Below are 16703 nucleotides of genomic sequence, written 5' to 3'. Positions count from 1 at the left end.
TTATGCGCCCATTCCAAGTGCAAATTTACCAAGAGCAGAAAGAGCCAAGGCAAGCACGATAATGATACCGATAGCTTTTGTAGAGTTCATACCTTTCTTACCAAGCAACCAGAAGATGAAGGCAGTGAAGATTGCTGGAAGCAAACGTGGGAAGATTGAGTTCAAGATGTCTTGGAAGTCAATCATCTTTTCACCGATTGGCAATTTGTATGAAATTTCAAAGTTGATCATTGTTGCTACAAGAGCACCCATCATGAATACACCAAGTACAGATGCAGCTTCAATCAAAGCTGTCAAAGTGCTTTGCATGTTGTTGATAAGGTTAACCCCTTCTTTGTAGGCAAATTCCAACTGTTTCCAACGGAAGATGTCATACGCTACCGCAACTGCGATCCAAAGGAAGATCCCCCAAGGTTGGCCAGCGATAGCCATTGTTGCAGCGATAGATCCCATGATAGCAGGTACAAGTGAACCAAAGATAGTATCTCCAAGAGGAGCGAATGGTCCCATCAAACCTGTCTTGATACCGTTAACCGCGTCTTTTGAGACTACACCATCTTTTTCTTCCATGGCAAGGTCAAAACCAGCGATGATTGTGTGGAAGAATGGTGAAGTGTTGAAGAATTGAGTATGAACTTTCATCATTTCTTTCAACTCAGGAGTTCCATCTCCATACATTTTACGCAATTGTGGCAAGATCATGTAAAGGTAACCTGATGCTTGCATACGTTCGTAGTTCCATCCCAATTGGAAAGTGAACAAGCTACGTTTGTTAATTTGATTAAAATCTTCTTTTGTTAATTTGTAATTAGAATTCGTCATCTTCAATTTCCCCACTTTCTGATGGTGTAGAAGGTGCTGCTACAGCTACTTTTTGGCTATTTTTGAAGTGAAGCACTGCAAGGAAAATACCTACGATAGAGATACCGATCATAGACAAACCTTTGAAGTTGTTTGCAAAGCCAATTTTTTCAGCAACTTCAGCTGGAAGCATGCCAACGATACCAGCAACTGCTCCACCAAGACTTGTTACATATGAGTAAAGTACAGTCAACATAGCTGTCAAACCGAATCCCATAGCAAGGTAGTGAAGGTTACGTTTAACTGGAAGGTAACGAAGCAAGATAGCGAATCCAAGACCTGGAAGCATACGACCTGCAAGAGTCAAACCGTCTGCAACCCATTGGTATTCTTTAACAAGGTTTACAACACCTGTAACGAATTCTCCACCGAAAGCAAGGGCGAAGAATACTGGAAGGGCACGAGATAGAGCCCAAGGAAGCGCACCAAGAAGGTAGTTGCGTTCGATTCCTTTGTAGTCAAAGCGTTCGATCGCAGCATCAATACGGTGAGCGAAGAATGTTGTAGTCATACGACCAAGTACGTCGAAGTAAGTCAAGAGTGCCGCTACTGGTACAGCGATTGTAGTAATCGCAAGGTCTGTTTCGATACCTTGTGCAACTGAGAAAGCTGTCGCAAGTACCGCACCAGAAGTTGCGTCGATACGAGAAGCACCACCGAAGGTACCTACCCCAAGTACGAACAACTGCAAGCTACCACCGATAAACAAACCAGTTGTCAAATCTCCCATGACTAAACCAGTAATGAAACCAGCGAATACAGGGGAACCTGCAGAAGAAACGATCGTCAACTCATCACAGATTTGATAAGCTGAGTACAAAGTGAGAAGTAAAATTTGCCACCATTGTATCATAACAATGACCTCCTAAAAATTTTTTCCTATTTTAATAAGCTCAAAAAGTCTGAAACTGGATCATTTGGAACCATTTGAGCAGTGAGTTTAACACCTTTTTCCGCTAATTTACGGAAGTCTTCCACGTCTTTATCCACAACGTTGATAGAACGTGTGATTGCACGTGTTTCTGGTGTTTGAGACATGTTGCCGACATTGACAGTTTCAAGTGGCACACCTGCTTCTACCAAACCGAGGAAACGGTCAGGTTTGCGTGCTACAATCAACAGACGTTGGCTATCATATTTACCAGCAAGGATATTCGCTGCTGCTTTATCAACTGGCAAAATACTAAGTTTTACACCTGGTGGTGTTGCAAGTTTCAAGCCACTTTTTTCAACGTCGTTGTTCACAACTTCATTGTCAACGACCATGATACGTGAAACATTAAGTTTAGCAGACCAAAGGTTTGCGACTTGTCCGTGAATTAAGCGCCCATCGATACGGCATCCTACAATTGTCATAAGTTTTCCCCCTTTATAAGTTTTAGTGTAGGTTTACAAGTTAAGTGTATGTGTTCCTTATACTCCCCTTCGGTTTCAAAGATAATGATGCGGTTGGCACCTTCCTTGAGATAGCTATGTGGAATATAAAGAGATAAGGTTGGACCGACATTCCAGAAACGACCTAGATGATGCCCGTTGATATAAGCAATCCCTTTACCAAACTCAGAACAATCTAAGTAGGTATCTTTCGGCTCCTTGATCTCAAAGTCAAAGGCGTAAAAGGCGGGTTGCCCTTCTGTCCATCCTTTAGAGAAATCAATCTTCTCAGGATTATCAAGTGGAAGTGGATATTGCTTCCAGTTGAGCAAGAAATGCAAATCTTTACAAACACCTGTGCGAATTCCTTTTCGTTGTGTGTCTGCTAAGAATTTGTGTCCATAGTTGACACGCCCCATATTTTCAATAAGTATATCAATATTGGATAGCGTTTTCTTTTTGCCTTGATAAAAAATATCTTCACCGATTTCTGTTTGGTACTGTGTCGCCACTCGTTTACCATCGATAAAGAGTTGGGCTCTATCTCGTCCGTCAATGATTCGAATGCGTTCTTCATCTGCATCCCAACTTGCTTCCGTACGATAGAGTAGGTAGCCGTAACCTTGTCCTAGCTCTTCCATTTTCTTAGGGTAGAGACTTTCAATCGGACTTGTCAGACTATCCAAGGTTTCGAAAAGAGAAACTTTCTCGACCAGTGGAATGTTTTCTACTTCCATACTTTCCTTGCGAAGCGGTTCAGATTGTGGATACTCAGGATAGTAAGTCGCCATCATGTATTTGACTGCAAAATATTTAGCAGTCGGGTTACCAGCTTCATCAAGAAGAGCGTCGTAATCATAAGATGTTACTTGTGGTAAATCAATAGTTCCTCGAGCTGAACAACCATTCATAAAACCAAAGTTGGTTCCACCGTGGAACATATATAGGTTGATAGATCCTAGCTCTAGAACTTCATGAACAGCTTCTGCTAATTCCTCAGGTTCACGCTTGATGATTGGTTCTTTCCATCGATTGAACCAGCCATCCCAGAATTCCATACACATGAGTGGCCATTTCTTGCCGTGCTCATCTAGAAACTCTTGCATCTGTGAGAAATTATAAGCAGCTTTGGAACCAAAGTTCCCCGTCACAAAGAGATCATCCTCAATCAAGGTCCCAGCCTTGAGAGTCGCTCGCCACGGACCATCTGATGTGAACAGCGGACAAGTAACTGACCGTTCTTCCATCAAGCGTCGGATTGCCCTCAAGTATGCCTTGTCTTCACCATACGATCCATACTCATTTTCGACTTGCATCATGAGAATGTTGCCACCGTTTTCCAATAATCTCGGAACTAAACGTGGAAGCAACTGATCATAGTAACGACCAACCATGTCAATGAAAGCTGGGTCCGACGACCGAATTCTCATATCCTTGGTTAAGAGCCATGCCGGTAAACCACCAAATTCCCACTCTGCACAGATAAATGGAGAAGGACGTACAATTGCATATAAGCCCAAATCTTGTGCAGTTTGAAGAAATCTTTCTAAATTAAGATCACCTTCAAAGTTAAATTTCCCTTCAGCAGGTTCATGCATGTTCCAAGCAACATAGGTCTCAACTGTATTGAATCCTAATGCCTTGAGGTTATACAATGAATGATGCCAATCTTCCGCAGGAACTCTAAAATAGTGAATGGCGCCAGACAAAATCTTGAATGGTTTCCCATTCAGATAGAAATCATCTTTAATTTCAAATCTTGCCATTCTTCCTCCTCTAAAAGCGAAAAGTTTGCGCTTTCATTTATTGTTATATCAACTATAAACCAATCGGAGAATAATGTCAATACTTTTTGAAATTTTCTTTAAAATTTTTCTATTTTTTTACTGAATCTTTTCTAAAAATCATCTCAAATCCTATAAAATCAACATTCTGACTGAAGAGCAAAAATACGAGGCAAAACACGAATTATTTATATCTATCCTAAATTCTTATTCCGATATTTTAATTTTTTAAAATGCTTTTCTACTATTTTTTTCGATTTTATGTTAAAATCATATGTGGAGAAGGAAAAAATGAGGTGAAAATATGGCAATTCCAAAATATCAATATATTAAAGATGAATTGAAAAATAAGATTATTTCTGGTCAATTCGCTAGTGGAGACAAGTTCTACACTGAAGCAGAATTGATTTCCATGTATGATGTTAGTTCAATCACAGTAGTCCGCGCCTTGAACGACCTTGCCAAAGACGGATATATCGTCCGCCAACAAGGGAAAGGAACTTTCGTAGCTCGTGCACGTAAACACAAACTCGTTGAATTTTCTGATGTAGAAATCTTCGAAACAAAAGATGATAAAGTAACTGTTCTTTCTATTGAACGCGGGAATGATCTTAAATACCTAGAAAAACTCGGCCTACGCGGCGATCAATTCTATTACAAGATTGAACGTATTCGTGAAACAAATGGCGTTACCTATATCTATCACAATTCGTATATTCCTGAACAATACATCAATGCCAACTATCCAAATCTCGAATATTATAGTTCTATCTATAATCGTTTCAAATTGGACTACCACATTCACATGAATGACGAGCATTTTGAAGAAATTAATGAAATTGTATTTCCAACTCCAAAACATGCCGCTTCTATCCTAGGAATCGACACTAAATTCCCAACTGTTTTCCAAACGAAGACAACTCAGCTTGAAGCAACTGGTCAAGTTTTGGAATACATCGAAACTTATAAACGTTCTGATTTCTACAAAATTAAATTCATTTCTTGTGACCGTGGTCACTAATCTTAAAAAACCTGAGGCAACTGTCTCAGGTTTTTTATATACCCATTATATCACCGCCTCTCTTTCAAGAGAATAGCATTTCAAGCAATTCTATAATTAGTAACCTTTTTACTAAAAAATAGTCAAAAGCAGAAAAATATATCTTAATTTATAAATTATTCTATTTTTTATAGTAATTTCCTCAAAAGCTTGACTTTATGTTAGTTAGAACATACAATAGGATTAGTATGTGAAAACGCTATCAAAAATTCAAAAGGGAGGTTTTTTAATGAAACCAGAAAATAAACAGCGCTTCTCTATTCGTAAATATGCAATCGGAGCAGCTTCTGTATTGATTGGCTTTGCCTTTCAGGCTCAGGCCGTTGCTGCTGACGGAGTCGTTCCTGCTACAACAGAGAATCAGCCTGCTGTCCAAACCACTGGAGAAGTCACTCCACCAACGAGTGAAGAAAAAGTCGAGACTGCTCCTTCAACAGAAAATACTACTCCAACTACTCCTTCAACAGAAAAAGCTACCCCAGCTGCTCCTGCAACAAACTCTGAAGCACCAAAAGTTGAAGTTGCTCCTGCACCTGCCGTAGCAAACCCTGTTACATCTGAAGAAGCTCCAGCTAAGCCAGCAGTAACTGAAGAGGCTAAGAAGACAGAATCTGAAAAACAAGAAGAAAAGAAAGAAGTTGCTAAAGTTGAAGCACCTGCAGTCGCTACAGAAAGAGCAACTCAAGTCAATGAAAAACTGGCTAAAAAGAAAATTGTATCAATTGACGCTGGACGTAAATACTTCTCTCCTGACCAACTAAAAGAAATCATCGACAAAGCTAAACACTATGGCTACACTGATCTTCACCTTTTAGTCGGAAATGACGGCTTGCGCTTTATGCTTGATGACATGTCTCTAACTGTAGGTGACAAAACTTATGCCAGCGATGATGTCAAACGTGCTGTTGAAAATGGAACCAATGCCTACTACAACGATCCAAATGGTAATCATCTGACTGAAAGCCAAATGACTGACTTGATTAGTTATGCTAAGGATAAAGGAATTGGACTTATCCCAACAGTTAACAGTCCTGGTCACATGGATGCCATCCTCAACGCCATGAAAGAATTGGGTATTGAAAAGCCTAACTTTAACTATTTTGGTAAAGAATCAGCACGTACGGTTGACCTTGACAACGAAAAGGCTGTTGCTTTTACAAAAGCCTTGATTGATAAGTATGCAGCTTACTTTGCGGGCAAGTCTGAAATCTTTAACATCGGTTTGGATGAATATGCTAACGATGCTACGGATGCCAAAGGGTGGAGCGTTCTTCAAGCCTATAAATGGTATCCAGAAGATGGATTCCCAGACAAGGGGTATGATAAATTCATCGCCTACGCTAACGATTTAGCTCGTATCGTCAAGTCTCACGGCCTTAAACCAATGGCCTTCAATGACGGTATCTACTATAATAGTGATACTACTTTTGGTACCTTTGATAAAGACATCATCGTGTCTATGTGGACTGGTGGCTGGGGCGGTTACGATGTCGCTTCTTCTAAGTTACTAGCTGAAAAAGGACACGAAATCCTCAACACTAATGATGCTTGGTACTACGTTCTTGGACGTAATGCTGACGGACAAGGTTGGTACAACCTCGATCAAGGATTGAACGGTATCAAGAGTACACCGATTACTTCTGTTCCAAAAACAGAAGGCGCTGACGTTCCTATTATCGGTGGGATGGTAGCCGCTTGGGCTGATACTCCATCTGCCCGCTACTCTCCATCTCGTCTATTCAAGCTCATGCGTCAATTCGCAAACTCAAATGCTGAATATTTCGCCGCTGACTACGAGTCTGCTGATCAAGCTCTGAAAGAAGTGCCAACCGACCTTAGCCGCTATACAGCAGAAAGTGTTGCTGCCGTTAAAGAGGCTGAAAAAGCCATTCGCTCTCTTGATAGCAACCTTAGCCGTGCTCAACAAGATAGCATTGACCAAGCGATTGCAAAACTCCAAGAAGCTGTTAGCAACTTGACCTTCACTCCAGAAGCTCAAAAAGAAGAAGATGCTAAACGTGAAGTTGAAAAACTTGAGAAAAACAAGGTTATCTCAATCGATGCTGGACGTAAGTACTTCACTCTAGATCAACTCAAACGTATCGTCGATAAAGCTAGCGAACTTGGTTACTCTGACCTTCATCTCCTCCTTGGAAATGATGGACTTCGCTTCCTCTTGGATGACATGACAATCACTGCAAACGGCAAAACCTATGCAAGTGACGATGTGAAAAATGCCATCATTGAAGGAACAAAAGCTTACTACGACGATCCAAACGGAACAACTCTAAGCCAAGCTGAAATTACTGAACTAATCCAATATGCTAAAGATAGAGGCATTGGAATTATCCCTGCCATCAACAGTCCTGGCCACATGGATGCTATGCTTGTTGCTATGGAAAAACTAGGCATCGCAAATCCACAAGCTAACTTTGACAAGGTTTCAAAAACAACTATGGACCTTGAAAACGAAGAAGCAATGAACTTTACAAAAGCCCTTATTGGCAAGTACATGGACTTCTTTGCAGGCAAGACTAAAATCTTTAACTATGGTACAGATGAGTATGCCAATGATGCTACCAATGCTCAAGGTTGGTACTACCTCAAGTGGTATGGCCTCTATGGTAAGTTTGCTGAGTACTCTAATAGCCTAGCTGCCATGGCTAAAGAAAAAGGGCTTCAACCAATGGCCTTTAACGACGGCTTCTACTACGATGATAATGACGATGTTGAGTTTGATAAAGATGTTATCATCTCTTACTGGTCTAAAGGTTGGTGGGGCTATAACCTTGCATCTCCTCAATATCTAGCAAGTAAGGGTTACAAAATCCTTAATACCAACGGAGATTGGTACTATGTTCTAGGCAATCATAAAAATGACGAAGCCTACCCTCTATCAAAAGCAATTGAAAATACTGAAAAAGTACCATTTAAGCAACTAGCTTCAACCAAATATCCTGAAGTCGACCTTCCAACAACTGGTAGTATGCTAGCCATCTGGGCGGACAAACCTCAAGCTGAGTACAAAGAAGAAGAAATTTTTGAACTGATGACTGCCTTTGCAGATCACAACAAAGACTACTTCCGTGCCGATTACAAGGCTCTACGCGAGGAACTTGCTCAAATCCCTGAAAACTTAGAAGGATATAGCACAGAAAGTCTCGATGCTCTCAAGGCTGCTAAAGAAGCACTAAACTACAATCTCAACCGTAATAAACAAGCTGAGTTGGATACACTTGTAGCTAACCTTAAAGCAGCAAGACTTGGTCTCAAACCAGCTGCAACTCACTCAGGAAGCCTTGATGAGAATGAAACTGCTGCCAACGTTGAAAACCGACCAGAGCTTATCACAAGAACGGAAGAAATTTCATTTGAGACTGTCAAGAAGGAAAATCCTAACCTTCCAGCAGGACAAGAAAAAGTTGTCACTGAAGGTGCCAAAGGTGAACGTACAATCTACGTCTCAGTTACTACTGAAAATGGTAAGGAAACTGAAACAGTTCTTGAAGAAAAAGTCACAAAAGAAGCTGTCAATCAAGTGGTTGAAGTTGGAACTCCTGTCACTCACGTCGGAGACGAAGAAGGAGTTGCTCCTGTTGCAGATGCCAAACCACGTGTTGTGATCGAGGACGAAGAAATTCCGTTTACAACTATCACTCGTGAAACTGATGCATTGACAAAGGGAGAAACTCGTGTCGTAACTGAAGGTGTTAAGGGACGTCGTAGTCATTTCTATTCTGTGTCTACTGCTGCTGACGGAAGCGAAGTGAAAACATTGGTTACTAGTGTTGTTGCTCAAGAACCAGTTACTCAAATCATCGAAGTTGGGACTCCTGTAACACATGTGGGAGACGAAAAAGGACTAGCTCCTGTAGCGGAAGAAAAACCAAAACTAGAGATTCCAAATATACCGGCTTCTATTGCAGAAGAAAAACCAGCACTAGAAATTCCAAATGTGCCAGCTCCTATTGCAGAAGAAAAACCGAAATTAGAGATTCCAAGTAAACCAGCTCCAGCAACTGTTCCTGCTGAGGAAAACAAACCTCTTCCTCAAGGACCAGCTCCTGTGGCAAAAGAAAATAAACTTCCTGAAACAGGAAGCCAAGGTTCAGAATGGTTGATTGCTACAGGTTTGATGGCTGCACTCACAGCTTATGGACTTAGCAAGAAAAAAGATTAAGCACAAATAAAAAGCGAGATACAATCTCGCTTTTTTTATTGTCATTAGTCACCCAAACCGATACGTTCGAAGATTTCATCCACCCGTTTGGTGTAGTAGGTTGGGTTGAAGATTTCGTCGATTTCTTCTTGAGTGAGGCGTGATGTTACTTCTGGATCAGCTTCAAGAAGTGGTTTGAAGTCTACTTGGTTATCCCATGATTGGGCTGTCTTTGGTTGAACAAGGTCGTAAGCTTGCTCACGTGTCATGCCTTTTTCAATCAAAGCAAGCATGGCACGTTGGCTGAAGATCAAACCAAATGTAGAGTTCATGTTGCGGATCATGTTTTCTGGGAAGACTGTCAAGTTCTTAACTATGTTTCCGAAACGGTTGAGCATGTAGTCAATCAAGATTGTTGTGTCTGGTGCGATGATACGCTCAGCTGATGAGTGAGAGATATCACGTTCATGCCAAAGGGCTACGTTTTCATAAGCTGTTACCATGTGACCACGGATCACACGCGCAAGACCTGTCATATTTTCAGAACCGATAGGGTTGCGCTTGTGAGGCATCGCAGATGAGCCTTTTTGCCCTTTGGCAAAGAATTCTTCTACTTCGCGTTGCTCAGATTTTTGAAGACCACGGATTTCCGTTGCCATACGCTCGATGGAAGTCGCGATACTAGCAAGAACTGCAAAATACTCAGCGTGAAGGTCACGAGGAAGCACCTGTGTAGAGATTTCTTGAGCACGGATACCCAATTTGTCACAGACGTATTTCTCAACGAATGGTGGGATATTGGCAAAGTTACCGACCGCACCCGAAATCTTACCAGCTTCCACACCAGCAGCCGCATGCTCAAAACGCTCGATGTTCCGTTTCATTTCGCTGTACCAAGTTGCCAATTTAAGACCAAAAGTTGTCGGCTCAGCGTGCACACCGTGGGTACGCCCCATCATGATGGTGAACTTGTGTTCTTTGGCTTTGTCAGCGATGATATTGAGGAAATTTTCAAGATCCTTGCGGATGATGTCGTTGGCTTGTTTGTAGAGGTAACCATATGCCGTATCTACTACGTCAGTAGAAGTCAAGCCATAGTGAACCCACTTACGCTCTTCACCAAGAGTCTCAGAAACCGCACGCGTGAAAGCCACCACATCGTGACGCGTTTGTTGCTCGATCTCCAAAATACGGTCGATGTCAAAGCCCGCTTTTTTACGGATCAAAGCCACATCTTCCTTAGGAATTTCTCCCAACTCGGCCCATGCTTCGTCAGCCAAGATTTCCACCTCAAGCCAAGCACGGTATTTATTTTCTTCAGTCCAAATGTTCGCCATCTCAGGGCGAGAGTAACGTTCGATCATTGTTTGTTCCTTTCTTTTGATGTTTCACTTATGTGGGGCGGATGTCAGCAACTTCCTTTAGAGTCTCAAGATTCCCGTCGCTTACGCTTTCCCTACGGCGTGAAACAGTCATTTTATTCAAATTCTTCTTTCCCAATCCACACTGATGGATAATGATCCAGTGTATTCAAATCCGTATCCAGCGGGGCATCATAGATAGCCAAATAGTTTTCAGGATATTGTGCAACTAGCTCTTCATACTTCGCTTTCACTTTTTCGTGATCGCTACTAGCATACAAGACTTCGACGACTGCTCCCGTCTTTTCTTTTTCAACAAATGCGTTGACAATGAGTTGAATCATAAAACCTCCTAAAGCGAAATCCCCTTCATGTTTGCTTCTAGAATGGGCATGTCCACACCTAACTCCTGACCGGTCTGATAGACACTTTGACAACAGTAGAAAATATCCTGTTTATCATTGTGTAAGGTCATGATTTTTCGTGTCAGCTCATTTTTCGCAAACATGACTTTCATGGCCTTGCCGGCTATCCAAGCGGGAATTTTGTAGGGCAAGAGTTCGGCTTTGTAAAGCTTCAAATTCACGCCACGCGCTTCTACGACTTTCAAAGCCTCTCGAATGGCCTTAATGGCCAATGATAATTCCGAAGAACTATTCATCAAGTTCAGAGCCAATTCTTCTGGATTTTCCAGATTCCCTGAACGTGCAGCTGTCGAAGTGACACTCGCATTAATCGCCATGTGAATCCAAATCCATTCGACCATATCATGAGGCACTTCCCACTTCAAATCTGCAGAAGTCAGTAAATCCGTCAGATCAGAATAGTTAGAAATCTGTGCTTTTTGTTCACCTTCTAGCATTAAATGGTCAAATAAGACACCATCCAAATGGTCCTCCTGCATATGACCACCCGCTGTCGGGAAAGCCAGAATATAGTCGTAATCTCCTGCCCACTCTTGGACCTCTTTTCGAGTATTCCAGAAATTGCAGAAGAAAACGAGAGTGCCTTTGATATTATTTTTTCGCAAGGTTTCCACAGCTTCTTTGACAAACCCATGACGCACACTCAGAAAAATAAAATCATATTCCGAATCAGCTTCCGCCACATGAACCTCATAGGTGTCGTGTTTGTTCTCACCTTTGGAATGATAACGGCCATCTAGCAGATCAACCAACAACTCCTTGGGAGCATTGTTTTTCTTACTATCTCTAAGTACGTGTTCCACTTGATGGCCTGCTTTTTGAAAGGCGTAGGCATAGGTGGTCCCGATGACTCCAAGTCCTAGAATCGCTATTTTCACTTAAAAATCAATCCCTTTCCCAAACTCCTCAACCTCATCCGGCACATCACTAAACAAAGTCACATGTCCCATTTTGCGGTTGTGCTTTGCTTCTAGTTTACCATATAAGTGGAGGTGGGCGCTTGGATTTTCTGTAACATAACGCTCAGCTGTTTCGACGTGTTGACCGAGAACGTTGAGCATGACAGCAGGGGCATGGAGGTGGATTGCTGGAAGTGGTGCTCCGAGAACGCCCAAGATATGGGTGTCAAACTGGGAAAAATCGCAGGCTTCAATCGAGTAGTGGCCAGAATTGTGTGGGCGTGGGGCGATTTCGTTGACGATGATGTCATCAGCTGTCGCAAACATTTCTACACAAAGGGTACCAGAGAGGTTCAGTTGTTCAGCGATTCGCACTGCCATAGCTCTGGCTTTTTCTGCTAAATTTGCTGAAATACGTGCTGGAACAATGGTTTTAGACAGGATATTGTTGCGGTGGATATTTTCCTGAACTGGGAAGACTGTCACATCCTTGCCGTTACCAGAAACGATGACAGAAATCTCAAGGTCGAAATTGACAAATTCTTCCAAAACGCAGTCTGCTGAATCGGCTAGTGCCTTGGCTTCTTCCAAATCTGCTTCTGAACGAATAACCTTTTGTCCATGCCCATCGTAGCCACCGGTCGCCGTCTTAAGGACATAGTTTTTCGACAGGTCGATAGCTGCCAAATCTTGGCTTGAGGTCACAACCTTGTAAGGAGCAACGGTGACTTGAGCCTTGTTTGAGAGGAAGTCCTTCTCAAAGATACGGTTTTGTGAAATACGAAGCAGGTCTGTCCCTTGTGGAAGCTGACCATCTTTGATAACAGCGTCAAGGCCGTCAGCGTCGACATTTTCAAACTCATAGGTCAGGACATCGCAACGCTCCGCCAACTGACGGAGGGCGTCCACATCATTATAAGGCGCCACGATGATTTCCGCCACACGAGAGGCTGGGCAATCCGCCGCAGGATCCAGCGCGATAACCTTGTGACCCATGTAGATAGCAGAAATGGCCATCATCTGACCCAGCTGACCACCACCGATAATTCCGATTGTTTTAGATGAGCTCATTTGTAGACTCCTCTGCTATTTTCCCTTGTTCTTCTGTGAAATCTGCCAAAGCTGTCGCGATAGTCTGATCCTCTACTGACAGGAGACGGAGGGCAAAGAGGGCTGCATTGGTCGCACCTGCTTCACCGATAGCCATGGTTGCGACTGGCACACCACCTGGCATCTGAACGATAGAATAAAGAGAATCCACACCGCTCAGGGCACGAGATTTGACAGGTACCCCGATGACTGGAAGGGTAGTCTTAGCAGCTACCATGCCTGGCAAATGGGCTGCGCCACCCGCACCCGCGATGATGACCTTGATGCCACGGCTACGTGCTTCTTCGGCATGTTTAAACATGAGGTCAGGTGTACGGTGTGCGGAAACAACTTTCTTTTCGTAGGCTACACTGAAACGGTCCAGGACTTCGGCGGTTTTTTGCATGGTTGCCCAGTCGGATTTTGAGCCCATTATGATGGAAATTACTGGTTTCATTACTTCTCCTTTTTTAATAATCGTCTATTGTAGTGCGGACGTAAGCGACCACCTATGGCGTTCCATTACTAAAACTGGAGCCTGGGTCTCCAGTTTTCCACTCCTAATAGCAAAGCTACTAGGAGTTCCACTACTGCGACGATTATCCTATACTAGCTCGCTAACGCTCGCAAATTAAGCGACCATTACCTTAGTTTGGCTCGCTTTCGCTCGTCATGGCAAATATGTCTGTTAATCTTTTATGGCCTTGCTTCCGATATCGGTTCGGCAGAAGAGGCCTTCTGTGTTTTGGTTGTTGAGTTGGCTGTAAATGATGTTTTGGCCGTCTTTGACGGTGTCTGCTGTGGTGACTAGCATATAGACACGTCCACCGTTTGATAGCAGTGCTCTGCTATTTTCAGCAAATTTGGCACCGGCATAGTAGGTGATGATGTCGCCCTCTGTCTTGGCTGGAAGCTTGACACCCTTCTCATAAGCGAGTGGGTAGCCGTTTGATGCTACAACCACACCAAGTGTCACACCCTTGTCTGTCCATGTGATAGCTGGCTCCTTGCCCTCCAAAATATCCGTGATATTTTGCGCAAAGTCAGATGTCAAACGAGGCAAGATGATTTGTGTTTCAGGATCTCCAAATCGAGCGTTGAACTCGATGACTTTGGGTCCATCAGCTGTCAAGATAAGACCAGCGTAAAGAACACCCAGATAAGATCGTCCTTCCTGAATCATCCCTTCGAGAACTGGCTTGACAATAGTGTCAACCGCTGTGTCAACCACGCTCTGTGGCAAGTGAGGAACTGGCGCGTAAGCCCCCATCCCACCAGTATTCGGCCCCTTGTCACCATCATAGGCACGCTTGTGGTCCTGAGCTGTTGGCATGATGTAGAACTTGTCGCCATTGACAAAAGCAAAGAGAGAGAACTCTTCTCCGTCAAGGAATTCCTCGATAACCACACGCGCACCTGAGTCACCAAATTTATTGTCCAAAAGCATCTCGTGAGCGGCTTCCACTGCTTGCTCAACCGTTTCAGCAACGACGACACCTTTACCAAGGGCTAAACCGTCTGCCTTGACTACGATCGGAGCACCTTTCTCCTCGATGTAGGCCTTAGCTTCCTCGAAATCTGAAAAGGTTCCATAGGCTGCTGTAGGAACGTCATATTTGACCATGATTTCCTTAGCAAAATCCTTAGACCATTCCAGCTCAGCCGCAGCCTTGGTCGGACCAAAAGCCTTGAGACCAGCTGCATTGAAATCATCCACAATCCCAGCTGCAAGGGCGTCATCTGGGCCAATGAAGGTCCAAGCAATATCGTTGGTTTTTGCAAATTCAATCAATTTAGAATGTTCGGAAATGGAGATATTTACCAACTCTAAACCATCCAGAGTCATCCCGTCATTTCCAGGAGCTACAAAAACCTGTTCAATATCTTTAGACTCCAGCAACTTCTTAGCAATCGCATGTTCACGACCACCTGAACCGACAACAAGCAGTTTCATCTCTCAACCTCTTTTGCGAATTATTTATTAATATTATACCATAAACGTTCGTTTTAATCTTGTTTCGTTTTGCTTTAAAAGCAAAAAAAGGAAAGAAAATGTTTTCTTCCCTTTTATTTTCTTAATGTCTAAAATGTCTCACGCCTGTGAAGACCATAGTCAAGCCGTATTTATCAGCAGCTTCGATAGACTCTTGATCACGGACTGACCCCCCTGGCTGGATGATAGCCTTAATACCTGCTTTAGCGATTTCTTCCACGTTATCCGCAAATGGGAAGAAGGCATCCGAAGCAAGGACAGCGCCGTCAAGACGGTCTTTAGCTTGGCCAATGGCAATGCGGACGGAAGCCACACGATTGGTTTGACCAGGGCCAACGCCAAGTGTCATGTGGTCATTAGTCACTATGATTCCGTTTGATTTGACATACTTGATAGCTTTCCAAGCAAACTCAAGGGCAGTCGCTTCTGTCTCAGTTGGTTGGCGTTTGGTTACCACTTGCCAGTCAGCTGGGTGTTCTTTGATCACGTCTTGGTTTTGAACGAGGAGTCCACCGACAACACCTGTGTATTCTGCTTCTACTTCGCTAGCGTCTTGAGCATCAAATGGCAACTCAAGGATACGCAAGTTTTTCTTCTTGGTTGTCAAAATTTCAAGTGCTTCATCTGTATAGCTTGGTGCGATGATGATTTCAAGGAAAACACCGTGCATCTTCTCAGCTGTCGCAGCATCCACCTCACGGTTAAGAACAACGATCCCACCGAAGATAGAAACTGGGTCAGACTCATAAGCATAGTCCCAAGCTGTTTCGATATCGTCAGCCTGACCGATTCCACATGGATTCATGTGTTTGAGAGCCACAACGGTTGGACGTTCTTTGAAATCACGAATGATACGAATGGCAGCATCCGCATCACGGATATTGTTGAATGACAATTCTTTACCGTTAAGCTGTTTAGCTGAAGCAATCGAATAATCCGTTGGTAAGGCTTTTTGATAGAAATCGGCATCCTGTTGAGGGTTTTCGCCGTAACGCATTGGTTGTTTAAGGTCATAGGTCAAAGTGAGTTTTTCAGGTTTTGTTTCTCCCACTTGAGCTGTGAAATACTCTGCAATCAAGGCATCGTAGCCCGCTGTGTGACGGAAAACCTTTGCTGCCAAACGTTGGCGAGTTTCGTAAGTTGTTTCACCATTTACTGACAATTCGTCAAGAACAAGAGCATAGTCAGCAGGATCTACAACAACTGTTACGCTAGCGTGGTTTTTAGCCGCTGAACGAAGCATTGATGGACCACCGATATCGATGTTTTCAACCGCGTCAGCGTATGTCACGTCAGGTTTGAGGATGGTTTCCTTGAATGGGTAAAGGTTAACCACAACAAGGTCGATAAGTTCAATATTATTGACCTTAGCCGCCTCTAGGTGACTATCGAGATCACGACGAGCGAGGAGACCACCGTGGATATTTGGGTGGAGAGTCTTAACACGACCGTCCATCATTTCTGGGAAACCAGTCACATCGTCAATAGCAATGGTTTCCACCCCAGCATTGTCAAGGGCAACCTTGGTCCCACCTGTCGAGATGATATCCCAACCAAGTTTTTTGAGTTCTTGGGCAAATTCAACAATGCCCGCTTTGTCTGAGACTGAAATAAGTGCTCGTTTAGTCATTTTCTTTCTTTTCCTTTTTTAAAAAAGTTCTTTCTCTGCTACAGTCGAAAATTTTCTTTCAGCTCTAG

General features: G+C 43.2%; 13 protein-coding genes. 2 read left to right on the top strand and 11 right to left on the bottom strand.

Features of this window, described 5'->3' with window-relative positions; all coding sequences use genetic code 11:
* The 4 genes from AC3E9F_RS03650 to AC3E9F_RS03635 are packed head-to-tail and all read right to left on the bottom strand — an operon-like array spanning position 1 to position 4001.
* Positions 1-822: a PTS system mannose/fructose/sorbose family transporter subunit IID gene (locus AC3E9F_RS03650; protein ID WP_178894416.1), complete on the bottom strand. Its 822-nt coding sequence runs from the start codon at positions 820-822 to the stop codon at positions 1-3.
* On the bottom strand, positions 809-1714 hold the full coding sequence (locus tag AC3E9F_RS03645; protein ID WP_214262567.1) for a PTS mannose/fructose/sorbose/N-acetylgalactosamine transporter subunit IIC: 906 nt from the start codon (positions 1712-1714) through the stop codon (positions 809-811). Before AC3E9F_RS03645 ends, AC3E9F_RS03650 begins: the two co-directional genes overlap by 14 nt.
* Before the next feature lie 26 nt (positions 1715-1740).
* A complete protein-coding gene (locus tag AC3E9F_RS03640; RefSeq protein WP_214262566.1) occupies positions 1741-2217 on the bottom strand; it encodes a PTS sugar transporter subunit IIB in 477 nt (158 codons plus the stop codon).
* Entirely contained in the window at positions 2214-4001 is a 1788-nt protein-coding gene (locus AC3E9F_RS03635) for a glycoside hydrolase family 35 protein (RefSeq protein ID WP_263394236.1), read from the bottom strand. Before AC3E9F_RS03635 ends, AC3E9F_RS03640 begins: the two co-directional genes overlap by 4 nt.
* 322 nt (positions 4002-4323) lie before the next feature.
* Between AC3E9F_RS03635 and AC3E9F_RS03630 the strand changes: the two genes are divergently transcribed.
* Complete coding sequence (locus tag AC3E9F_RS03630) at positions 4324-5040, top strand: GntR family transcriptional regulator (protein ID WP_214262564.1); 717 nt, start codon at positions 4324-4326, stop codon at positions 5038-5040.
* Between the two features lie 268 nt (positions 5041-5308).
* Positions 5309-9259, top strand: a complete 3951-nt coding sequence (gene strH / locus AC3E9F_RS03625) for an LPXTG-anchored beta-N-acetylhexosaminidase StrH (protein WP_263394235.1) — start codon at positions 5309-5311, stop codon at positions 9257-9259.
* Positions 9260-9303: 44 nt separating this feature from the next.
* Here strH and purB read toward each other — a convergent pair whose 3' ends face one another.
* The 7 genes from purB to purH all read right to left on the bottom strand — a co-directional run bounded on the left by purB (position 9304) and on the right by purH (position 16635).
* Entirely contained in the window at positions 9304-10602 is a 1299-nt protein-coding gene (gene purB / locus AC3E9F_RS03620) for an adenylosuccinate lyase (protein ID WP_263394234.1), read from the bottom strand.
* Positions 10603-10715: 113 nt separating this feature from the next.
* Positions 10716-10943, bottom strand: coding sequence for a phosphoribosylaminoimidazole carboxylase (locus AC3E9F_RS03615; RefSeq protein WP_263394233.1), 228 nt, complete (start codon positions 10941-10943; stop codon positions 10716-10718).
* Positions 10944-10951: 8 nt separating this feature from the next.
* Entirely contained in the window at positions 10952-11902 is a 951-nt protein-coding gene (locus AC3E9F_RS03610) for a ketopantoate reductase family protein (RefSeq protein ID WP_263394232.1), read from the bottom strand.
* A complete protein-coding gene (gene purK, locus AC3E9F_RS03605; RefSeq protein WP_263394231.1) occupies positions 11903-12994 on the bottom strand; it encodes a 5-(carboxyamino)imidazole ribonucleotide synthase in 1092 nt (363 codons plus the stop codon).
* Positions 12981-13469: a 5-(carboxyamino)imidazole ribonucleotide mutase gene (purE, locus tag AC3E9F_RS03600; protein WP_263394230.1), complete on the bottom strand. Its 489-nt coding sequence runs from the start codon at positions 13467-13469 to the stop codon at positions 12981-12983. Before purE ends, purK begins: the two co-directional genes overlap by 14 nt.
* A gap of 231 nt (positions 13470-13700) precedes the next feature.
* Complete coding sequence (gene purD, locus AC3E9F_RS03595) at positions 13701-14966, bottom strand: phosphoribosylamine--glycine ligase (RefSeq protein ID WP_263394229.1); 1266 nt, start codon at positions 14964-14966, stop codon at positions 13701-13703.
* Between the two features lie 121 nt (positions 14967-15087).
* The gene (gene purH / locus AC3E9F_RS03590) at positions 15088-16635 is read right to left on the bottom strand and encodes a bifunctional phosphoribosylaminoimidazolecarboxamide formyltransferase/IMP cyclohydrolase (RefSeq protein ID WP_263394228.1); all 1548 of its coding nucleotides are present in this window, start codon (positions 16633-16635) and stop codon (positions 15088-15090) included.
* Between the last annotated feature and the right edge of the window lie 68 nt (positions 16636-16703).

This window comes from Streptococcus sp. SCPM-O-B-15277 (M60), from assembly GCF_058200335.1.
Note: the sequence above shows the minus strand (reverse complement) of the source record. Positions and strands in the feature narration are given on the sequence as shown.